This is a genomic window from Campylobacter concisus, assembly GCF_902460595.1.
In the GTDB taxonomy this organism is placed as follows: domain Bacteria; phylum Campylobacterota; class Campylobacteria; order Campylobacterales; family Campylobacteraceae; genus Campylobacter_A; species Campylobacter_A concisus_BL.
Genome location: NZ_CABPVA010000001.1, coordinates 714,317 through 736,828, shown reverse-complemented (window position 1 = coordinate 736,828; position 22,512 = coordinate 714,317). Strand labels below are relative to the sequence as shown.

Here is a 22,512-nt window from a genome sequence, read left to right as displayed (position 1 = left end):
ACTAAAAATTTATTGATTATATGTAAAATTTCGCAAATAAAATTTAAGGTAATAATATTATGTATAGACGTGGAATAGGTGGTTTTGGCATTGTTGTGGTTTTACTTGTTTTGATATTGGCTGGTGGCTTTGGTTATGCTTTGATGTCGAAAGACTTTGAGCGAAACGAGCCAATCATCGGCGTTTCTGATAAGGTTTATTGGAACCTTCGCTCGCCTATGAATATCAAATTTAAAGATGACAGCGGCATAAAATTTGTGCGCATTAGCATAAATGACGGCAAAAATGACCTAAATTTACTAAATCAAATCATACAAAACCCAAGCACCGAGCTTGATGTAAATTTAACCTTCCCAAAGACTGGATTTTTTGCTCAAAAAGACACTTATGAGATGAGCATAGAAGCGGTCGATACTAGCAAATGGGGCTTTTTTACTGGCAATAAAGCAAGCAAAAAAGTTGAGGTTGTGCTCGACACCTCAAAGCCTGATCTTTACGTGCTTTCTCAGTCTTACTCTATCTCAAAAGGCGGTAGCGCAGTTGTCGTTTTTAGAGCGACTGATAATCAGCTAAAAGAGGTTTATGTCCAGACAAATTTTGGTAAGAAATTTAAGGCTGTGCCATTTTACAAAGAGGGCTTTTATGCAGCACTTGTTGCTTGGCCAGTGCAAGTTGAAAACTTTAGCGCAGAGGTCATCGCAAGAGACTTTGCAGGCAATGAGAGCAAATCTCACGTGAGATATTTTTATGAAAATGTAAAGTATAAAACTTCAACCATTGCTTTAAATGATAGATTTTTAGACGGAAAGATCGTTGATCTAACAGATCAATACGCCAAAGATCCAAACGCTCTTTCTAGGCTTGATAAGATGAAATTTGTCAATGAAACACTAAGAAACTCAAATGAAGAGAAGATAACAGCACTCACTTCAAACGTCGATACTGACATTACAAATGGCTTTAATATAATTCCATTTTACCCACTTAGAAATGGCAAGAAAGTAGCTGATTTTGCCGACCACCGTTTCTATACATATAATAATGAGCAAGTAAGTGAGTCATGGCACATGGGTATAGATTTTGCAAGCGTGGCAGCAGCTCCGATAATAGCTAGCAACGCAGGCCGCGTCGTGCTTGCATCTGAAAATGGAATTTATGGCTTAAATATCGTGATCGAACATGGATTTGGACTTTATTCACTTTACGGACACTGTTCAAGTGCGAAGGTAAAAGAGGGCGATATGGTCGCTGCTGGCGATCAAATAGGCACAACTGGAACGAGCGGCCTTGCACTTGGAGATCACCTTCACTTTGGAATTTTGGTCCAAGGCGAAGAGGTAAGACCTCAGCAATGGATGGATAAAAAGTGGATAAAAGACAATGTGACAAGTGTCTTAGATGCCGCAAAGGCGATGATAGATAAGAATTAAATTTGCAAATTTGATTTTTTAGTGCTATCATAAGCGAACAAAAAAATATAAGGAAAATTTTTGAAACAAACTACTATCGCAAGACGCGTTGAGACCGTTGGTATAGGGCTTCATAAGGGTGAGCCGATAAGACTTATGCTAGAACCTCTTGATGCAAATTCAGGTATTATTTTGCACCGCGAAGATCTTGGTATTAGTTTTAAAGCTGAGCCTAAAAACGTTATAAATACGCAAATGGCAACCGTCGTTGGCAACGAAAAGGGCTTTATTAGCACGATAGAGCACCTAATGGCAGCTGTAAATGGATACGGCATTGATAATATTAGAATTTCAGTTGATGCAAATGAAATTCCTGTCATGGACGGCAGTGCGATAAGCTTTTGTATGCTACTTGATGAAGCTGGCATAAGACATCTTGATGCTGGTAAAAAAGTGATACTTGTCCGCCGCGAGGTCGAGGTGGTTGAGGGGTCAAAATTTGTGCGAACTTCGCCTTCAAGAAATCCAAAATTTGACTATACGATCAAATTTGACCACCCAGTTATCGGCGAACAAAGATATCTTTTTGAATTTAGCAAGAGTTCATTTGTAAAAAATATAGCTCGAGCTAGAACTTTTGGCTTTTTAAAAGATTTGCAACGCTTGCAAGCTCAAAATTTAGCCCTTGGCGCATCGCTTGATAATGCCGTAGCTATCGATGATACGCATATTTTAAACCCAGAGGGTTTGAGATTTGAAAATGAGTTTGTAAGACATAAAATTTTAGACGCAGTTGGCGATTTGAGCTTGCTTGGAGCACCATTGCTTGGTGACTACACAGCATTTGCGGGTAGCCACGATCTAAACCACAAACTAACACTTGCTTTAATGGCAGATGAGAAAAATTATGAGATCGCAACGCTTAGTGGCGAGCTTTTAAAAGAGTATCAAAAGGTATTTGCATAAAAAATATTGAAATTTTAGTAGTCTCTTTATCGACTCCACTTTTAGTTGGAGTCTATAAAGATGGCGTAAAATTTGATGAGATCACAACTGACGAGCATGTCAGCGAATCTTTAATAAAAATCCTAGAAAATTTATCCTCTAAATTTAACATCACAAAGATCATCTACGCAAACACACCAGGCAGCTTCATGGGGCTAAAGGTGGCCTACGTCATCTTAAAAACTTTCTCTTTGGCAAAGGGCTGCGAGTTTTACGCAGTTAGTGGCTTTAGTCTAAATGGCGCCCAAGCGATCAGAGCAAATAAAAATTTAAGTTTTGTGCTAAAAGAGGGCGAAATTTCACTTGAAAAAGTTGAGCCAGTGAGATTTGTGTTGCCTTTAAATTTAGATGAATTAAAACTAAATTCAGATACACTTCCGGATTATATCATCCAAGCTGTTTAGGAGAAAATTTGAATATCTTAATCCCTGCTACAAGTGCAAATTTAGGACCTGGTTTTGACGCTTTGGGGCTTAGTTTAAAGCTTTTTAATAGCGTAAAGATCGAACCATCTAAATTTAGCTCGGTCTCGATAAATGGCGAGGGAAGTGATAGTGTAAATTTAAAGAGAAACAACATTTTTCTAAGTATTTTTAATGAAATTTTTCTCGAGCTGACCGGTAAAAATGAAAATTTTAGAGTAGTTTTTGAAAACAATATCCCATTTTCAAGAGGGCTTGGTAGCAGCTCTGCAGTGATCGTTGGAGCCATAGCTTCAGCTTACGAGATGGCTGGGTTTAAGGCTAGCAAAAGCGTCGTTTTAAATAAAGCGATCATCTATGAAACCCATCCAGATAATATCTCGCCAGCAGTTCACGGCGGATTTATCAGTGCTATCGTAAAAAACGGCAATGTTTATGCAAATAAAATAAATTTAAGCGACGAGATAAAAGCAGTTGTTGTCATCCCAAATAAGCCGATGAGCACGGCATCATCAAGGCAAATTTTGCCCAAAAACTACACCATGAAAGAGTGCGTAAATAACCTCTCTCACGCTGCATTTTTAACATCTTGTTTTTATGAAAAAAGGTATGATCTTTTGAAGATAGCAAGTGAAGATATGATGCACGAAGAGCGCAGAATGAGCGCTTTAAAAGAGCTTTTTGAGGTGCGAAAGGTAGCTTATGAAAATGGAGCGCTAATGAGCACACTTTCAGGCTCAGGCTCAAGCTTTTTAAACATCGCTTATAAAGATGATACTAAAAATTTACAAGATGTTTTAAAGAGTAAATTTGGTGATTTTAGAGTGGAAATTTTTTCATTTGATAACGATGGATACGAAATTACGCAAAGCTAAAAACAAGTTTAAAAAGGTATAATGAATAAAAATAATCCAGTAAGGACATGCGTCGCTTGCAAAGTCAAATTTTCTCAAAACTTGCTAAAGAGATACCGCTTGGTAGGCAAGAATTTGGAGTGCGGCAAAGGAAATGGTCGCAGTTTCTATCTGTGTGATGGCTGTTTGCAAAAAGACGACAAAATTTTAAAAAAAATAATTGATAAACAAACTAAAGGTGCCCTCGGACTTGACGCACCGAAGTTAAAGGAGATACTCTTAAATGAGCAATGTTAGGATTTCAGAGATCGCAAATGAGCTTGGCTACCCAAGTAAAGAGATAGTCGAAAAAGCTCAAGAACTAGGCCTAAAGGTCAAAACTCACTCAAATGCTGTGAGCCTTGAAGAGGCTGAAGCAATATATGAGTACGTTCAAACTGGTGTCATACCAGAGAAATTTAAAAAGAAAAAGAGCGAGCCAAAAGCAAAAAAAGAGCCTAAAAAAGAGGCAGAAAAAGAGCGAGCTAAAAAAGAAGAAAAACCTAAAACTGAGCCTAAAAAGGCAGCTGCTAAGGCTGAGCCAAAACCCGAAAAGGCAAAGACTGAGCCTAAAAAAGAGGCGCAAATTTCAGAGGAAAAACCTAAAACTGAGCCTAAAAAGGAAGAGCCTGTAAAGGTTGAGCAAAAGCCAGCTGAAGCGCCAAAACCAAAAGAGAGTTTGGCCGATGTGACTCAAAAAAGACGTGGCCTTGTGATAGTTAAAAAGAAAAAAGATTTCGAGGCGCCAACTCCAGTAAAAGAGGAGAAAAAGGCTGAGGCGGCCGTTGCTAACATTAGCGATTTTAAGAGTATGTTCTCTGCTAGCGATGAAAATTTGGCTAGAAAAAAGAAAAAAGAGAAAAAGATAACAGTTGTAAGCAAAAAAGATAGCGCCGAGAAGATGGACTTGCTTGGTGGAAGCGACTTTGGCGACATCGTGCTTGAAGATGAAGATGTGGTTGTATTGCCTGATTTTAGCTTCAAAACACCAGCACCAGCTCCTATGCAAAGGACAAAACAGCCAAATGCGATGAAAACAACCGTCAATAACACGATAAATTCATTTGGCGAAGGTGGCATACAAAGAAGAGCTAGAAAAAAACACAAAAAGCCTGAAAATAAACAAAACAGCGAAGCTGTAACTTCGATAAATATCCCAAAAGAAATTCGCGTTTACGAATTTGCTGAAAAGCTAAACAAACAGCCTAGCGAGGTCATAGGCAAGCTATTTATGCTTGGTATGATGACAACTAAAAACGACTTTTTGGATGAAGATGCGATAGAAATTTTGGCTGATGAGTTTAATGTCGAGGTAAATATCATTGATGATCAAAAAGAATTTGACTACGTTGCAGCCTATGAAGAGGAGATAAAAGATGATGAAAATCTCCAGCCAAGAGCGCCAGTCATAACCATCATGGGTCACGTCGACCACGGCAAAACCTCGCTACTTGACTACATAAGAAAGTCTCGCGTAGCAGCTGGTGAGGCTGGTGGTATCACACAGCACGTGGGCGCTTATATGGTAAATAAAAACGGCAAAAATATCACATTTATCGACACTCCAGGCCACGAGGCATTTACGGCTATGCGTGCAAGGGGCGCTGGTGTAACCGATATAGTTATCATCGTTGTCGCAGCAGATGACGGCGTAAAACCACAGACAAAAGAGGCGGTCAGTCACGCAAAAGCTGCTGGCGTGCCAATAATCATCGCAATAAATAAAATGGATAAAGAGTCAGCAAATCCTGATCTAGTAAAAACAGGCCTTGCTGAGCTTGACATCATGCCAACAGAGTGGGGCGGAAAGTATGAATTTGTACCGATCTCTGCAAAAACAGGCATGGGTATAGATGATCTACTTGAGATCGTGCTTTTGCAAGCTGATCTTTTGGAGCTAAAGGCAAATCCAAAGGCAAACGCAAAGGCTACTGTCATCGAGAGCTCACTTCAAAAGGGTCGTGGTCCAGTAGCTACCATTATTGTTGAAAACGGCACGCTTCATGTCGGAGATACCGTTGTAGCTGGCGTTGCATACGGTAAGATAAGAAGCTTGCTTGATGATCAGGGCAGGCCGCTAAAAGAGATAAAACCAGGCGAATGTGGCGTGATAGTTGGTCTTAGCGAGATAGCGGAGGCTGGCGAGACGCTAATAGGTGTCAAAACCGATAAAGAAGCTCGTGAGTACGCACAGAAAAAGGCTGAATATATCCGTCAAAAAGAGCTTAGTAAGAGCACAAAAGTTAGTATCGATGAGCTTAGCGCTAAGATCGCTGAGGGCGAGCTAAAGACACTTCCAGTCATCATCAAAGCTGACGTTGGCGGATCACTTGAAGCGTTAAAAGCAAGCCTAGAAAAACTAGCAAATGACGAGATCAGAGTAAATGTCATCCACTCAGGCGTTGGCGGTATCACGCAAAGTGACGTTGCGCTCGCGGGTGCAAGTAATGACTGTATCATCCTTGGCTTTAATATAAGGCCAACTGGCGAGATAAAAGAGAAGGCAAAAGAGAGCGGTGTTGAAATAAAAACTTATAATGTTATTTATAATCTAATCGATGATGTGAAGGCTATTTTGGGCGGACTAATGTCGCCAATCATCAGAGAAGAGCAGCTTGGTCAAGCTCAGGTTCGCCAAGTGATCCATGTGCCAAAAGTAGGCGCAATCGCTGGATGTATCGTCACTGAGGGCACGATAAACAGAGGGGCAAAAATTCGTCTTATTAGAGAAGGTGTGGTCGTTTATGAGGGCTCGGTAAGCTCACTAAAACGCTTCAAAGATGACGTTAAAGAGGTTGCTAAAGGCTACGAGTGTGGCGTTGGTATCGAGAATTTCAACGATATCAGAGAAAATGACTACATCGAAAGCTTCAAAGAAGTCAAGGAGAAAGCTACTCTATGAACGCTAACGAAATAAAGCGTATGAGGACAGAGAGCGTGCTAAAAGAGCTCATACCAGAGGCTTTAGCCACTCTTGAAGATAGCATTTTAAAGGGGCTTTGCGTCACTGACGTCGAGTGCAAAAAGGGCAGATACGACGCCTTTGTCTATCTTGACAAGATGATGTTTGACGAGCGCGAGCAAGAGTATATTTTGGGGCATTTAAAGCGCGTTTGCAGACATTTGCAAAATCACTGCATGGCTGCTGAGGGCTGGTATAGATGTCCAAATTTTCACTTTAAATTTGACGATAGATTAGAATATCAAAACCATATGGATAAGTTGTTTGATAAAATTTCAAAGGATTTAAACAAAAATGGATAATTTAGACAAACTAGTACGCGAATGCGGCGTCGAGCTTTATGACAGCGAGATCGCAAATGAAAATGGCAGGGCTATTTTTAGAGTTTATATCACAAAAGATGGCGGAGTGAGCCTTGATGACTGCGAAAAAGTGAGCCGTCTGCTCTCGCCTATCTTTGACGTGACACCGCCAGTTAGCGGGGATTATAACCTTGAGGTTAGCTCGCCCGGTCTTGAGAGAAAGCTTAGTAAGCTATCTCATTTTAAATCAAGCATCGGTGAGCTTGTAAAAGTTCAAACCGAGGCTGAGAAATTTGCAGGAAGGCTTGTAAAAGCGGACGAAGAGAGCATTGCAGTAGAAAACGAAGAGGGAATTTTTGAGATCAACATTAGTGAGATAAAAAAAGCAAAAACATATTTGGAGTGGTAAAATGCTAAGTGACATCGAGATAACTCACCAAACAAAACTTGAACACATCAGTAAAGTTGCCGCAAAACTAGGCTTAAACGAAGACGAGCTTGAGCTTTACGGCAAATTTAAGGCTAAAATTTCCCCTAGGCTTGAGCCATCAAACTCAAAACTCATCTTAGTCACCGCGACTAATCCAACCCCATACGGCGAAGGCAAAACGACTATGTCGATCGGTCTAGCTGACGCACTAAATTTACTTAATAAAAAGGTTTGCTTGGCACTTCGCGAGCCATCTCTTGGGCCAGTTTTTGGCATAAAGGGCGGAGCAGCAGGTGGTGGTTACTCGCAGCTTGCGCCGATGGAGGATCTAAATTTACACTTCACTGGCGATTTTCACGCGATAACATCGGCAAATAACCTAATTTCAGCGATGATAGATAATAGCCTCTATCAAGAAAACCCACTAAAAATAGAGAAAATTTTATGGAAGCGCTGTATGGATATGAACGACCGCGCGCTAAGATTTGTCACCGTTGGTCAGGGCGGCAGGACTGATGGCGTGCCAAGAGAAGATGGCTTTAACATCACCGCCGCAAGCGAGATCATGGCTGTGCTTTGTCTAGCCACGAGCCTTTCTGATCTAAAAGAGCGCGTGGCAAACATCATGGTCGCCTATGATAGCGATAAAAAGCCTATCTACGTGCGTGATCTAGGCTGCGAAGATGCTGTTTGCATACTCTTAAAAGATGCGATCAAACCAAATTTATTTCAAACACTTGAACACACACCTACGCTCGTGCATGGCGGCCCATTTGCAAACATCGCACACGGCTGCAACTCGGTCATCGCAACAAAGACAGCTCTAAATTTAGCCGACTACGTCATCACTGAAGCTGGTTTTGGCTCGGAGCTTGGCGCGGAGAAATTTTTAGATATAAAGTGCAGGATCGCTGACATCAAACCAAGCGCTGTGGTGCTTGTAAGTACGATTAGATCGCTAAAATATAACGGCGAAGCAAATAAAGATGAGATCACAAAACCAGATATGAACGCCCTTAAAAAAGGTATCGAAAACCTTGGCGGACACATCGAAAATTTAAAAGTCAAATTTGGTCAAAATGTAGTTGTGGCGCTTAATAAATTTGGCTTTGACACTGACGAAGAGATAAATTTTGTAAAAGAGTACTGCCAAAAGCTTGGCGTAGAAGTGGCAGTTTGCGAGAATTTTGTAAAAGGTGGCAAAGGTGCGCTTGAGCTTGCCCAGCTAGTTTTAAAAGCGTGCGACAAGCCAAGCAAGATAAATTTCACCTACGAGATGAGCGATGATACAAAAACTAAAATCGAAAAGGTCGCTAAGGAAATTTATGGAGCTGGCGAGGTGGTCTTTGAAGAGGCCGCTCTTAAAAAGCTTGAGATGATAAAAGAGCTAAATTTGAGCCATTTGCCAGTTTGTATCGCCAAAACACAGTACTCATTTAGCGACGATGCGAAGCTTTTGGGCAGAGCAAAGGGCTTTACATTTAGCGTAAAGGACCTTGATATTAGAACGGGAGCTGGCTTTATCGTCGCTGTTTGCGGTAAGATCATGCTAATGCCTGGACTTCCAAAAGTGCCAGCTGCGGTTAATATGAAGATAGACGCAGACGGCAAGATCGACGGCTTGTCGTAAATTTATGAAAACACACTGGCAAATGCTGGTGTGTTTTACTAAGAGGCATGGATGAACGACGAATTTTACATGGACCTTGCTTTAAGCGAGGCTTGGAAATTTCAGATCCTGACCTATCCAAATCCAGCCGTTGGATGCCTTATCCTTGATGAAAATGGTCAAATTTTATCTTGCAAGGCTCATGAAAAGGCTGGATATTTACACGCTGAACCGACAGCGATACTCTTTGCGCTTTGTAAAAAAAGTGAAAAATTTAAAGATGATTTTATAAAGGCATATAATGCTAAATTTAGCTCTAAGATAAAAGAGGGCGAATTTGGCCTTTTAGAGCCAAAATTTACCTATGAATTTATACTAAATAATCACTCAAATTTATTAAAAAATGCAAAAGCTTATGTCACACTTGAGCCTTGCTCGCATCATGGCAAAACGCCACCTTGTGCAAATTTGCTAAAAGAGCTTGGTTTTAGCGAGGTCATAATTGGCGCTCATGATGAAAATAAAATAGCAAGTGGGGGCGCAAATTTACTTCAAAGTGCTGGTGTGAGAGTTAAATTTGGCACTTTAAAAGAGCGCTGCGATAAGCTGCTTGAGCCATTTTTGGCATATCAAAATGGTGGATTTAGCTTTTTAAAAATCGCCATTAGTAAAAACGGCGTGGCAAGTGGCGGCATCATCACAAATGAGCTTAGCCGCACGCATGTGCATAAACTTAGAAGCGTTATAGATAGATTGGTGATCGGTGGTAACACAGTGCGTACGGACCGCCCAAAGCTTGATAGCAGGCTAGTAAGTGGCGGTAAAAATCCAGACATCATAATCTACTCAAGAAGTGATAAATTTGATGAAACGATACCACTTTTTAGCGTGCCAGGTCGCAAAGTCAGTATTCAAAAAGAGCTTGATCTAAAAGGACTTTGCATGTTTGAAGGAGCTGGCGAGTTTTTAAAATTTGCAAAAAAGGGCAAGTTAGCAAATGTAAAGTGGCTACTTATCTATCAAAGCTCAAATTTTAAAAATGGCGAAAATTTAAGGCTTGATCTAAATCTAAAACCGCTTTTTAGTGGAAATTTCGGAGATGATAGCTGCACTTGGTATGAAATTTTGGATTAAATATCTAGTCCAAAATAGTGTTTAACTAAAAAGCCGATGCCAAAAGATATGATCGCAACGCCAAAAGTTATCACGCACATTTCAACCACTCTTGGTAAAAATTTAAGCTCCTTTGCCACGCTTATATAAAAGTTGTAAGTGATGATGGCAACTAGCGCAAAGAAAAACATCGACAAAACAGCGTAAAAACTGCTTGAAAAGATGAAAAATGGAAGTATCAAAAATGCCGTTGTTATGATGTATGATCCGCCCGTGTAGAGCGAGTAAGTAAGCGGTTTGATCTCGTCACTTGGATTTTCTTTTGACTCAAGATATGCTGAGCCAGCCATAGAAAGTGCAGCTGCTACGCCCATGATAAGGCCTGTTGCACCAACTGATTTTGTATTCGAAAATGCAAGCGCGATGCCGCTAAGTGTGCCTGTTAGCTCAACTAACGCATCATTCATGCCAAGCACGATACCACCAGCATTTATAAGTTTTGTGTCTTTTAACATGGAGATTAGACTATTTTCATGGCTCATCTCCTCTTCATAAATATCACGAGCTTCAGGATATTCATCTACGATGTCAAGATAAAATTTCTCCGCATTTTCTTCGCGTGACTCCATAAATTTTAGGGTAAAAGATGTGCCAAAAATTTTAACAAGTATCGTATAGAAAATGACTTTAAATAAATTTGCACTTCTGCTTTCACCAGTTATCTTTTGGCAAAAAGCATAATGACGTCTCTCTTCTGTGATTAATTTTCGAAGTATTTTTTTATTCTCATCGTCTTTTTCGCTAGCTTCAAGAAGCGAGTATATAGCAGCATCGTCTGCTTCATTTTGCAATTGTTTTAAGGCACGTTTTTTGTCTAACATAAATTTTTCCTTTTTTATAGCTTAGAAATTTAAGATTTTGATTTAGAAAGAGAGATAAGATGGTGCGATCAGCGAGACTCGAACTCGCACACCTAACGGCACTACCCCCTCAAGATAGCGTGTCTACCAATTCCACCATGATCGCAGAAAGAACAAAAGCCCCAAAAAAGGGGCTAAATTTAAGCTTTACGCTTAGCCAAGCATTGGGTTTGCGTAAAGAACGATAAGTGTAATAACAAGTGCGTAGATAACTTGTGCTTCGATCATCGCAAGTGCGATAAACATTGTAGTCATAAGTTTGCTACCAACGCCAGGGTTTCTAGCTGTTCCGCTGATAGTTGCAGCAGCTGTGTTACCCATACCAATAGCACCGCCAAGAGCTGCAAGGCCAAGGCCGATACCGCCAGCGATAACTGAATATGATCTGATCATCTCGCCGTCAGCGCCAAATGCGAATGCAGCAAGACCAAGAATTAAAAACACGATCTTTTTCATCGTTGCTCCTTTAAAATTTTAAAGCTCTTTCGGATCTGTCCCCTACTTGAACTTCATGAGCCGTAATATTACAAAAACAAAACTTTGTTTCAAATAAAAACACTAAAAATTTAAATTGCCTATAAAAAATTCTTGGCTTAGAAAAATGAAAGTTTTTTTATGCTATCTTTGAAAGAATTTAATTTATTCTTAATCTTAGGTTTTCAATGAACGAAAAATTTTCAAAGATAGGCTTTGTTCTTGCGATGGCTGGTTCTGCTGTGGGTCTTGGCAATGCCTGGAAATTTCCTACGATGGTGGGAAATAACGGCGGTTCGGCATTTATAATTTTATACTTGCTTCTTACATTTGCTATCGCATTTGTCGCGTTTTTAGCGGAGCTTAGCATTGGCAAACTTGGCGAAAGCGACATCGTAAGCTCTCTTTACAAACTCGCTCCAAAAAATAAAAAAGCGTGGTCGCTCTCTGGCTTTTTCATGATCGGCGCGATACTTATAGCTTCATTTTATATGGTTGTTATTGGCTGGATATTAAAGTATATCTATCTTAGTTTTTCGCCGCTTTTAGCAGACTCAAAAGCGGCAGGCGAGCAGTTTAACACACTTTTATCAAATGACCTAAGCAGTGCTGTGCTTTGTTTTAGCTTAGTTTTTTTAATGGTATTTTTTGCCGTTTCAAAAGGTGTAAAAAGTGGCATCGAAAAGCTAAATATATGGATGATGCCAAGCCTTTTTGTCTTGCTTGTTTGCATGCTTTTTTACGCGCTTAGCATGGGAGATGGTTTTGTCAAGGCGGCTAAATTTTTATTTGTACCAAATTTTAGTGCGATCACGCCAGATGTTATCTTGCAGGCTCTAGGCCTTGCGTTTTTCTCGCTATCTATGGGCGTTGGCGTCATACCGACATATGCTGCAAATTTACCTGAGAAGACAAATTTAATAAAATCAACTCTCTCTATCATCTTTATAAACATCTTAATAGGCATTATGATGGGCCTTGTCGTATTTACATTTATATTTGCTTATGGGGCTGATAGCACGGCAAGTGGTCCAGGCCTTATATTCATCTCGCTTGTCACGCTTTTTGCAAAGCTTGGCATCGTTGGCAACGTTATGGCGGTCGCATTTTTCGTATCACTTTTGTTTGCTGGTATCACGAGCGCGGTTTCGATGATCGAGCCTTTTGCTTATTATTTGGTTAGAAAATTTGAAATTTCAAGAAAGATGGCACTTCTTTACATCGGCGCCTTTGTATATATTTTAGGCATCTTTTGCATACTTTCATATTATTCAGAAACATCAAGTGCTTTTAGCGTTTGTGGCAAGCCATTTTTTGACGCGCTTGACTTTCTCACATCAAATATCATGATGCCAATAGGCGCTATCGTATTTAGCTTTTTTGTTGGCTATAAGCTTAAAAAAGAGAGTTTGTATCTCCTCTTTGGTGATTTTATGGGAAGAGCATTTTTTGAAATTTGGTACTTTTTCTTAAGATATGTCGTGCCAGTTGCCATTTGTGCGATAATGATCTACCAGATGGCAGGTAAATAATGGCAGAGAGATTTAGTAAAATTGGCTTTATCCTATCAATAATTGGAGCGGCTATCGGCCTTGGTAATGCGTGGAAATTTCCATATATGGTTGGCAGTAACGGCGGTTCGGCATTTATCCTTATATATCTATTTTTTGCCTTTGCTGTTGGTCTTAGCATATTTTTTGCTGAGATGGCGATGGGTAAAATTTCACGCCTTGATACGGTTGGAGCGTTTAAATCTCTAGCTACAAAAGGGGCAAGCTCTTGGAAATTTGCCGGTATTATCATGGTGACTGGGCTATTTATCGCCTCTTTTTACACGCTCATCATTGGCTGGGTTTTAAAATACGTCATTTTAAGTCTTAGCGAGCTACCTAAAGATATCGCAAGTTCAGAGACGCTTTTTGTAAATTTCACTTCAAATGGCATAAATGAACAAATTTTATACTTTAGTATCGCATTTTTTGCCTATTTTTTCATCCTTACAAAGGGTGTAAAAAGTGGCATCGAGCGCATAAATGTCTATCTCATACCAGCTCTTTTTATCTTGCTTTTGCTTATGCTTGGTTACTCTTTTGGCATGGAGGGCTTTGATAAAGCGGCTAAATTTCTACTAGTGCCTGACTTTTCAAAGATAGATCAAGCAGCTGTTTTAAACGCTCTTGGACTTGCTTTTTTTACGATGTGCGTTGGCATTGGCTGCATACTTACTTACTCATCAAGTCTAAGCGATGATACAAATTTATTTACCTCATCGCTCTATGTCGTCTTTGCAAATATCATAATAAGCGTCATCATCGGCCTTATCGTCTTTACATTTACATTTGAGTTTGGCTCAGAGCCATCAAAAGGCGCAGGGCTTGCTTTCATCTCGCTACCGACGCTATTTGCTAAGCTTGGCTTGCTTGGAAATTTCTTGGCATTTACATTTTTTATATCACTATTTTTTGCTGGCATCACCTCGGTTATCTCGATGGTTGAGCCATTTATATTTTTCTTAAGCAAAAGCCTAAAATTTAGTAGAAACAAATCGATCCTAGTCGTTGCTTGCGTGGTTTATGTTTTAGGAATTTTATGCGCATTAAGTGGCACAAGCGAATTTAAAGATGCGCTTACATTTTTTGGTAAGAGCTTTTTTGACCTGCTTGATTACCTTAGCTCAAACATCATGCTCCCACTTGGTGGCATCTTGCTTGCAATATTTGTTGGCTACTTTATGAAATTTGAGCTTTTAAAAGAGCTATTTGTGCCTTATATGGGCAAGGTTGTATTTAAAATTTGGTATTTTTTAATTAGATTTGTGGCTCCACTTTTAGTTCTGGTGGTGTTAATAAGGGAGATCTCATAATATGGCAAAAGAACAATTTTCTAAAATAGGCTATGTCCTAGCAGTCGCTGGATCGGCTGTCGGACTTGGTAATGCGTGGAAATTTCCATACATGGTTGGTGAAAACGGCGGTTCGGCGTTTATTATCCTATATCTTTTGATAACTTTTCTAGTCGGCGTGCCTATCTTTATGGCGGAGCTTAGTATCGGCAAGCTTAGCGAGAGTGATAGTGTCAATGCTTTTAGAAAGCTAGCAGCTAAAAATAAAAATTTATGGCAGCTGGTTGGAATTTTAGCCATGGTCACAGCAGCTATCATCTCGTCATACTACATCGTGATAATAGGCTGGGTGTTTAAGTATTTTGTCCTATCTTTTTCTGGCTTGCCAAGTGATATAGATAGCTCAAAAGTGATATTTAATGATCTTTTGACGCATGGTCTTGGCGAGCAGACGCTTTATTTTGTTATAGCATTTGCAGCTTGCTTTTACATCCTTTCAAAAGGCGTAAAAAGCGGCATAGAGAAGCTAAATGTTTGGATGATGCCAAGCCTATTTATCATGGTTTTAATTATGCTTATATTTTCTATGACGATGGATGGCTTTTCTAAATCAGCTGAGTTTTTGCTCATCCCTGACTTTAGTAAAATTTCATTTAACTCACTCTTGCTAGCTCTTGGGCTTGCATTTTGGACGCTATCTCTTGGTATGGCAGCGATCATTACCTATTCAGCCAGCTTAAGTGATGATACAAATTTAGCCACTTCAACGCTAAGTATCGTCTTTATAAACATAGCGCTTGCCATTATGATAGGTCTTGTTATTTTTACCTTTATATTTGAATTTGGAGCTACTCCGTCTCAAGGACCAGGACTTGTCTTTATCTCGCTACCAACGCTATTTGCTAAGCTTGGTGTGATAGGTCAAATTTTGGCTGTGGCGTTTTTTGCTGCGCTTATCTTTGCTGGTATCACATCAGCGATCTCTATCGTTGAGCCATTTGTATTTTTCTTGATCAGAGAGTATGGCATGAGTAGAAGAAAGGCTCTTAGCATAGTTGGAGCTGGGATTTTCATAGTGGGATTTTTATGTCTTTTATCAAATATAGAAAATGTTGGCGATAAATTTATGATATTTGGTAAAAATTTCTTTGACTTCCTTGACTTTACTGCTTCAAATATCTTGCTACCAATTAGCGGTATCGGTGGAGCGATATTTGTAGGATATTTTATGAAAAAAGATGCTTTATACGTGCTATTTAGCCCATATATGAGTGATTTTGTATTTAATACATGGTATTTTTTACTAAGATATGTAGCACCAGTTTGTGTGCTTATCATCATGGTAAATGAACTATTAAAGGTTTTTAATGGATAAGATTGAGAGATTTTTTGACAAAGCCGGCGATATAGTCGGCTATATTTGTATGTTTATTATGGCTTTGATGATAATAGACGTATTTTTTAACGTTGTGGCAAGATACTTTTTCTCTTACGGCAACGTTGCATTTCAGGAGCTTGAGTGGCACTTTTTTGCTGTGATATTTCTACTTGGCATGAGCTATGCTCTAAAAGAGGACGCACACGTCAGAGTTGATATCTTTTATGCTAAATTTTCAGAAAGAAATAAAGCCCTTGTAAATATGCTTGGCACTATATTTTTTGTCATACCATTTGCGCTTTTGGTTTCAAATTTATCATTTGGATTTGTAGGAGATGCTTACAGCTCGGCAGAGGCCAGCGCAGATCCAGGCGGTCTTACCCATAGATGGATCATAAAAGCGATGATCCCTTTTTCATTTTATGTGCTTGTATTTTTTGCGATCGGCTTTTTTATAAAAAATTTAAATCGCTATAAGAAAGCTAGTAAGGAGAAAATATGGCGGGATTAATAATGTTTATAGCCGCACTATTGATGCTTGGCATTGGCTTCCCAGTGGCATTTACCTTTGGTGCTGTTGCGATGATATTTGGCATGGTTGGCAGCGTTGTAGAGAGCCTTAGTGATGGCGATGGACTACTTGGCAGTATAGAAGTATTTAAAGATATGTTTAACTTCATGCCATATAGAATTTTTTCTATCATGGAGAGTAGAATTTTCATAGCAGTTCCACTCTTTGTCTTTATGGGCGTCGTGCTTCAAAAGTCAAAGCTAGCTGAGAGACTACTTGAGAGCATGGGTATGCTATTTGGAGAAATCAGAGGCGGTATCGCTATTAGCACTATCTTGGTTGGCGCGCTTCTTGCAGCATCTACTGGCGTCGTAGGAGCTAGCGTCGTTGCTATGGGTGTTATAAGCTTGCCTGTAATGCTAAAGTATAAATACGACCAATCCCTAGGTTGTGGCACGATATGCGCTGCTGGTACGCTTGGTCAGATCATCCCACCTTCTATCGTGCTTATCATCTTGGGTGATATCTTTTCAGTGCCAGTTGGCGAGCTTTTTCACCAAGCTGTTGTGCCAGGACTTACGCTAGTTGGTGTTTATATAGTTTATATTTTGATAGTTGCTTATCTTAAACCAGAGGTCGCTCCTATCGTAAAAGATGAGAGTGGCGTTAGTAAATTTAAGCAGATCATTAGAGCGCTAACTGCGATCTTCCCTCCACTTTTACTAGTTATTTGTGTGCTTGGCTCTATATTTGCAGGTATCGCTACGCCGACTGAAAGTTCAGCATTTGGCTGCGTGGGCGCTATCATCCTAGCAATGTTTTATAGGACATTTTCATTTTCTATGATGAAAGAGGCTTTGGCTGAGAGCGTAAAAACTACAGCTCTAGTCTTTGCCATACTTGTTGGTGCGACTGCCTTTTCTATGGTCTTTAGCTACACTGGAGGCGATGAGATAGTTGAAAATTTCATGACAAATTTACCAGGTGAGAAGTGGGGCTTTATCATCTTTAGTATGGCTGTTATCTTTGTGCTTGGCTTTTTTATCGATTTTGTTGAAATTTCATATATCGTGCTTCCTATCTTGGTGCCAATCGCCGCAAAACTAGGCATAAACCCAGTCTATCTAGCGATCTTAGTTGCTATGAATTTACAAACTTCATTCTTAACACCGCCATTTGGTTTTAGTCTATTTTTCTTAAGATCAGTCGCACCTGCTGAGATAAAAACAGCTGCTATTTATAAAGGTGTAGTGCCTTATATCATCATCCAAGTAGCAGTTTTAATCTTTTTCTGCGTATTTTTAATGGAGATAAAGCCGGTGCTTGATGCGAGCCACGGCGGATTATTTAACTTCTTACTCTCACTTTTTAAATGATATAAAAGTTTTTGGTTGTAAAATACCAAAAACAAGCAAAATGGCTAATTTGAGTTTCTATCAAATTTAGCCATTTTTTATGACCGCTTTTTAGTAAATTTATAAATTTAATGAGGTGAAATATGGCAAAGAAATTTATCGATGTTATGGATACGACCTTTAGAGATGGCTTTCAGTCGGTTTATGGCGCTAGAGTGCTTATGAACGACTTTTTGCCCGCGCTTGAAGCAGCCAAAGAGGCTGGCATAGAGCATTTTGAATTTGGCGGAGGAGCGAGATTTCAAAGCCTTTATTTTTACCTAAATGAAGACGCTTTTGCGATGATGGATAAATTTAGAAGCATCGTAGGACCAAAAGCAAACCTTCAAACCCTAAGCAGGGGCGTAAATACCGTCACACTTGACACCGGTAGCCGCGAGCTAATCGACCTTCACGCAAAACTTTTCAAAAAACATGGAACCACTACTATTAGAAATTTTGACGCATTAAATGATGTTGAAAATTTAAAATATTCAGGCGAGAGGATCGCTCATCACGGGCTAAAACACGAAGTCGTTGTTACTATGATGGATCTGCCTAGTGGCTGTGTGGGAGCTCATGATGTTAAATTTTATGAGAAAATTTTAAGAGAAATTTTAGATGCAAATATCCCTTATCACAGCGTTTGTTTTAAAGACGCAAGCGGCACAAGTAGCCCACAAAAGGTCTATGAAACCATAAAAATGGCTAGAAAATTGTTGCCAGAAAAAACTCACATCAGACTTCACACACATGAAACAGCAGGCGTAAGTGTCGCTTGCTATCTTGCAGCGCTTGAAGCTGGCGTTGATGGCATAGATCTAGCTGCAAGCCCAGTAAGTGGCGGCACAAGTCAGCCAGATATCCTAACCATGCTTCACGCAGTAAAAGGCAAAAACTACGATCTTGGCGGCCTTGATGTAGAGAAAATTTTAAAATATGAAAGCGTTTTGAATGATTGTTTAAAAGAGTATTTTTTGCCGCCTGAAGCTGTGCAAGTAAGCCCTCTAATACCATTTTCACCGATGCCAGGTGGCGCGCTCACTGCAAATACCCAGATGATGAGAGATAACAATATCTTAGATAAATTCCCAGAGGTCATCCTTGCTATGCGCGAGGTGGTGCAAAAGGGTGGATACGGCACCTCAGTGACCCCCGTTAGCCAGTTTTACTTCCAACAAGCCTTTAATAATGTAATGTTTGGCAAGTGGAAAAAGATCGCTGAGGGATACGGCAAAATGGTGCTTGGCTACTTTGGCAAGACCCCAGTTACGCCTGATAAAGAGATCATTAAGCTTGCTAGCGAGCAACTAGGGCTAAAACCAACTACAAAGCACGCAGTCGATATAGCTGATAAAGATGAGAGCAAGTCACTTGCACATGTAAAAGAAATTTTAAAACAAAATAAGATCAAAGTTACCGAAGAAAACGTCTTTATAGCAGCAGCTTGTAAAGAAAAAGGCATCGCGTTCTTAAAAGGCGAAGCCAAAGTAAATGTAAGAAAAATCGATCCAAATGCTAAGGCAAATGAGGGCAGACAAACTCAAAGCGGCAGATATAGCGTCGTCGTAAATGGTAGTCGCTACAATGTAGAAGTAAGCGAAGGTTTTAACGACAGCATCCAAGTAAAATCAATTACTGAAGTTGAAGGCAAGAGCGTAAAAAGTGCCAAAAGCGCAGCAGCAGGCGCAACAGAAAATGACATCGTCGCAAGCTTGCCAGGTGCTGTGCATAAAATTTTAATAAGCGCAGGAGACCATGTCAAAAAAGGTCAGGCCATAGTCGTGCTTGAAGCGATGAAGATGGAGATAGAGGTCAAAGCCCCAAAAGACGGCATCATAGGCTCTATCGAGGTTAGCAAAGGTCAAAGTGTCGCGAACAATCAAGTGGTGGCTAGATTTAAATAATTTTGCCACTTTTAAAAAGATAGTGTTAAGCGAAATTTGATTAACATTTTGATGACTTTTAGGTCAAATTTATAAAGAAACGAAAATTTAAAAGGAAACAACATGATAAATAAGCTAGACGAGCTAGGTCTAAAAGAGATCAAAAAGATAAATCACAATCTAAGCTACGACGAGCTTTTTGAGCTTGAAAAGGCAAACAACGAGGGCAGAGTCTCAAGTAACGGCACATTTATGGTAGATACTGGAATTTTTACAGGCAGAAGCCCAAAAGATAAGTATTTTGTCAAGCAAGATCCAAGCCAAAAATACATCGCTTGGGGCAAGATAAATCAGCCTATCACAAAAGAGCTCTTTGACAAGCTTCTTAAAAAAGCAAAAGATCAGCTAAGTGGTAAAGAAATTTTCATCCAAGATGCATTTTGTGGAGCTAGCAAAAAGAGCCAAAAATCAGTCCGCTTTGTCACTGAAGTGGCGTGGCAAGCGCACTTTGTAAAAAATATGTTCATCCGCCCAAGCGAAGCAGAGCTGGCTAAATTTGAGCCTGATTTTGTAGTATATAACGCTTGCAAGACAAAAAACGAGGACTACAAGGCTGATGGGCTACATTCAGAAGTCTTTGTCATCTTTAACGTCGAGGAAAATGTCGCAGTGATCGGTGGCACATGGTATGGCGGCGAGATGAAAAAGGGCATTTTTTCTATGATGAACTACTGGTTGCCACTTGAGGGCAAACTAAGTATGCACTGCTCTGCAAACGTAGGAGAGAAGGGCGATACGGCGCTATTTTTCGGCCTATCTGGCACTGGTAAAACGACACTTTCAACCGATCCAAAACGCAAACTAATAGGCGATGACGAGCACGGCTGGGACGATGATGGCGTGTTTAACTTTGAGGGTGGCTGCTATGCAAAATGTATCAACCTTGATCCAAACAGCGAGCCAGAAATTTACGCAGCGATCAGGCGTGACGCGCTACTTGAAAACGTCGTGGCTGACGAAAACGGCGTGGTTGATTATAAAGATGGCTCAAAGACTGAAAACACACGTGTGAGCTATCCGATCTATCACATCGACAACTACGAGCCAAGCTCAAGCGCTGGCCATCCAAAAAATATCATCTTTTTAAGCGCTGACGCTTTTGGCGTGCTTCCTCCAGTTGCAAAGCTCACAAAAGAGCAGGCGATGTATTATTTCTTAAGTGGCTACACAGCAAAAGTTGCTGGCACAGAGCGCGGTATAACTGAGCCTGTAGCTACTTTTAGTGCTTGCTTTGGCGAGCCATTTATGCCACTTCACCCAACCGTCTATGCAAAACTGCTTGGCGAGAAGATCGATAAGCACGGTGTTAATGTCTATCTTGTAAATACAGGCTGGAGCGGCGGTGCTTACGGCGTTGGCAAGCGTATGAGCATAAAAGCAACACGTGCTTGCATAAATGCGATCCTTGATGGTAGCATCACAAAATGCGAATTTGAAAATTTTGATAAATTTAACTTCGCTATCCCAAAAGAGCTTGATGGTGTCGAGACAAAACTGCTAAATCCTATAAACACATGGGCAAATCCAGCTCAGTACAACGCTTCACGCGACAAGCTTGCTAAAATGTTTGTTGAAAATTTCAAACGTTATGAAGATGTAAAAGAGGGCGTTGAGTACGCCAAAGCTGGCCCAAAAGCTTAAATTTATAGCCTTGTGGGTAAATCCTTACAAGGCTTTTAAATTTAAACTATCAAATAGTAAAAATTTTAGAGCTATAAAATATAGCTCTTTTTCAAATTTCTAATATAAAATTTAAAATATTTTGCGAAATAGCTTGGTCAAATTTAACGAGACTTTCTAAAAATTCTCACCAAAAGCCACTCTTTATAAACCTGAAAAATTTAATCGCCTGACATCAGAAATTTTAATATAAGTAATCTTTGTAGTTAAAATTTAAAATTTAGCCAAAATGCACCAGTTAAATTTAAAGCAAAGTAATCTATTTCACGAGAGTTTCTAAAGCTTCTCGCTATAAAACCACACTTATTAAGCATTAAAAAATACCCATCAGATATCAAAAATTTTTAATATAAGCAATCTTTGTAGTTAGAACTAAAATTTAGCCAGAACACTCCAGCTAAATTTGATATCAAATTTCTACTATAAAAGTCGCTGTTGTATTTAGTGTAAGTTGCAGTTAAAACAAAAATTTAGCCAGGTATCTGGCTAAATTTAATCAAAATACTCTCTTTTCTAGTCCAAATTCTACGCCAGCTTTTGCTAGCTCAAATGTCGCATCTATAAATTTATACTCGCTGCTGATAAATGGCAAAAACATCGGTATCTCGGTGCAGCCTGCGATATAAACGTCAGCTTCAATGTTTGAAAGCACTTCGTAAAACACTGGCACATACTCTTCTAGCTTGCCAGCTTTGACACCTTTGTAGATGCACTCCATGATGACATCTTGCGTCTCTTTGCTAAAATCCACACTTTTTAGCCCGCGCTCTTTTAAAATTTGATCATAAACGCCAGCCTTTTTTGTACCGCTTGTTGCGATGACAGCGATATTTTTAGCGTGTGGATATTTCTTTTGCAAGGCATCTACTGTAACTTTTGCAATGTGCAAAATTTTCACTCCAGCCTCTTTTTCGATACTTGGAGCAAAGTAGTGAGCTGTGTTACAAGCCATTAGCATCGCCTCGCATCCTGCATTTTTTAAAAGTTTAGCACTTTGAATTAGCTTTGGAAGCGGACTTTCTCCCTCACCCATGATAAATTTTGTCCTATCTTCTATCTGAGCGTATGAGTCGATAACGATGTGTAGGTGCTCTTGATCGCAAGTTGCTGGGGTTATATCGATGATCTTCTTGTATAAATCAGCCGTGGCAAGTGGTCCCATACCGCCTATGATACCTAATGTCTTCATAACTCCTCCAAATTAAAATTTTCAATAATTATA

Annotated in this window: 19 protein-coding genes and 1 tRNA gene; 16 read left to right on the top strand and 4 right to left on the bottom strand. The window is 39.8% G+C overall.

The features are described from left to right. Positions 1-59 precede the first annotated feature (59 nt). The 9 genes from pgp6 to ribD all read left to right on the top strand — a co-directional run bounded on the left by pgp6 (position 60) and on the right by ribD (position 10,166). Positions 60-1,430, top strand: a complete 1,371-nt coding sequence (pgp6, locus tag F3G86_RS03570) for a peptidoglycan metallopeptidase Pgp6 (protein ID WP_149723013.1) — start codon at positions 60-62, stop codon at positions 1,428-1,430. Between the two features lie 60 nt (positions 1,431-1,490). Continuing rightward, the gene (gene lpxC / locus F3G86_RS03565; RefSeq protein WP_149723012.1) at positions 1,491-2,375 is read left to right on the top strand and encodes a UDP-3-O-acyl-N-acetylglucosamine deacetylase; all 885 of its coding nucleotides are present in this window, start codon (positions 1,491-1,493) and stop codon (positions 2,373-2,375) included. Next, positions 2,366-2,818 (top strand): glycoprotease, encoded by a 453-nt coding sequence (locus F3G86_RS03560; RefSeq protein WP_410369168.1) that lies wholly within the window; start codon positions 2,366-2,368, stop codon positions 2,816-2,818. Before lpxC ends, F3G86_RS03560 begins: the two co-directional genes overlap by 10 nt. A gap of 8 nt (positions 2,819-2,826) precedes the next feature. Continuing rightward, a complete protein-coding gene (thrB, locus tag F3G86_RS03555; RefSeq protein ID WP_148814882.1) occupies positions 2,827-3,711 on the top strand; it encodes a homoserine kinase in 885 nt (294 codons plus the stop codon). 262 nt (positions 3,712-3,973) lie between these two features. Beyond that, positions 3,974-6,631: a translation initiation factor IF-2 gene (gene infB / locus F3G86_RS03545; protein ID WP_149723011.1), complete on the top strand. Its 2,658-nt coding sequence runs from the start codon at positions 3,974-3,976 to the stop codon at positions 6,629-6,631. Then, the gene (gene rbfA, locus F3G86_RS03540) at positions 6,628-6,993 is read left to right on the top strand and encodes a 30S ribosome-binding factor RbfA (RefSeq protein ID WP_004317240.1); all 366 of its coding nucleotides are present in this window, start codon (positions 6,628-6,630) and stop codon (positions 6,991-6,993) included. The genes infB and rbfA overlap by 4 nt, the downstream gene beginning before the upstream one ends. Beyond that, on the top strand, positions 6,986-7,402 hold the full coding sequence (rimP, locus tag F3G86_RS03535) for a ribosome maturation factor RimP (protein WP_149723010.1): 417 nt from the start codon (positions 6,986-6,988) through the stop codon (positions 7,400-7,402). Before rbfA ends, rimP begins: the two co-directional genes overlap by 8 nt. 1 nt (position 7,403) lies before the next feature. Next, positions 7,404-9,053 (top strand): formate--tetrahydrofolate ligase, encoded by a 1,650-nt coding sequence (locus F3G86_RS03530; protein ID WP_103598953.1) that lies wholly within the window; start codon positions 7,404-7,406, stop codon positions 9,051-9,053. A 51-nt stretch (positions 9,054-9,104) separates the two neighbouring features. Beyond that, positions 9,105-10,166, top strand: a complete 1,062-nt coding sequence (ribD, locus tag F3G86_RS03525; RefSeq protein WP_149723009.1) for a bifunctional diaminohydroxyphosphoribosylaminopyrimidine deaminase/5-amino-6-(5-phosphoribosylamino)uracil reductase RibD — start codon at positions 9,105-9,107, stop codon at positions 10,164-10,166. Here the strand turns inward: ribD and F3G86_RS03520 are convergent. From F3G86_RS03520 to F3G86_RS03510, 3 genes are all read right to left on the bottom strand, one after another. Continuing rightward, positions 10,163-11,026 (bottom strand): VIT1/CCC1 transporter family protein, encoded by an 864-nt coding sequence (locus F3G86_RS03520; RefSeq protein ID WP_149723008.1) that lies wholly within the window; start codon positions 11,024-11,026, stop codon positions 10,163-10,165. The genes ribD and F3G86_RS03520 overlap by 4 nt on opposite strands. A gap of 60 nt (positions 11,027-11,086) precedes the next feature. Beyond that, positions 11,087-11,171: transfer RNA gene (locus tag F3G86_RS03515), tRNA-Leu, on the bottom strand. Between the two features lie 47 nt (positions 11,172-11,218). Then, a complete protein-coding gene (locus F3G86_RS03510) occupies positions 11,219-11,521 on the bottom strand; it encodes a F0F1 ATP synthase subunit C (protein ID WP_004317263.1) in 303 nt (100 codons plus the stop codon). A 206-nt stretch (positions 11,522-11,727) separates the two neighbouring features. Here F3G86_RS03510 and F3G86_RS03505 point away from each other — a divergent pair, with 206 nt between their 5' ends. The 7 genes from F3G86_RS03505 to pckA all read left to right on the top strand — a co-directional run bounded on the left by F3G86_RS03505 (position 11,728) and on the right by pckA (position 21,251). Beyond that, a complete protein-coding gene (locus F3G86_RS03505) occupies positions 11,728-13,071 on the top strand; it encodes a sodium-dependent transporter (RefSeq protein ID WP_149723007.1) in 1,344 nt (447 codons plus the stop codon). Further along, entirely contained in the window at positions 13,071-14,402 is a 1,332-nt protein-coding gene (locus F3G86_RS03500) for a sodium-dependent transporter (RefSeq protein ID WP_149723006.1), read from the top strand. Before F3G86_RS03505 ends, F3G86_RS03500 begins: the two co-directional genes overlap by 1 nt. A 1-nt stretch (position 14,403) precedes the next feature. Continuing rightward, a complete protein-coding gene (locus tag F3G86_RS03495; RefSeq protein ID WP_149723005.1) occupies positions 14,404-15,756 on the top strand; it encodes a sodium-dependent transporter in 1,353 nt (450 codons plus the stop codon). After that, complete coding sequence (locus F3G86_RS03490) at positions 15,749-16,270, top strand: TRAP transporter small permease subunit (protein WP_149723004.1); 522 nt, start codon at positions 15,749-15,751, stop codon at positions 16,268-16,270. Before F3G86_RS03495 ends, F3G86_RS03490 begins: the two co-directional genes overlap by 8 nt. Beyond that, entirely contained in the window at positions 16,258-17,646 is a 1,389-nt protein-coding gene (locus F3G86_RS03485) for a TRAP transporter large permease (RefSeq protein WP_103634299.1), read from the top strand. Before F3G86_RS03490 ends, F3G86_RS03485 begins: the two co-directional genes overlap by 13 nt. 122 nt (positions 17,647-17,768) lie before the next feature. Continuing rightward, entirely contained in the window at positions 17,769-19,571 is a 1,803-nt protein-coding gene (locus F3G86_RS03480) for a biotin/lipoyl-containing protein (protein WP_149723003.1), read from the top strand. 105 nt (positions 19,572-19,676) lie between these two features. Next, on the top strand, positions 19,677-21,251 hold the full coding sequence (gene pckA / locus F3G86_RS03475; protein ID WP_188116425.1) for a phosphoenolpyruvate carboxykinase (ATP): 1,575 nt from the start codon (positions 19,677-19,679) through the stop codon (positions 21,249-21,251). Positions 21,252-21,786: 535 nt separating this feature from the next. On the opposite strand, the gene cuyB is transcribed toward pckA, so the two are convergent. Beyond that, positions 21,787-22,479, bottom strand: coding sequence for a cysteate racemase (gene cuyB / locus F3G86_RS03470; protein ID WP_009294309.1), 693 nt, complete (start codon positions 22,477-22,479; stop codon positions 21,787-21,789). Between the last annotated feature and the right edge of the window lie 33 nt (positions 22,480-22,512).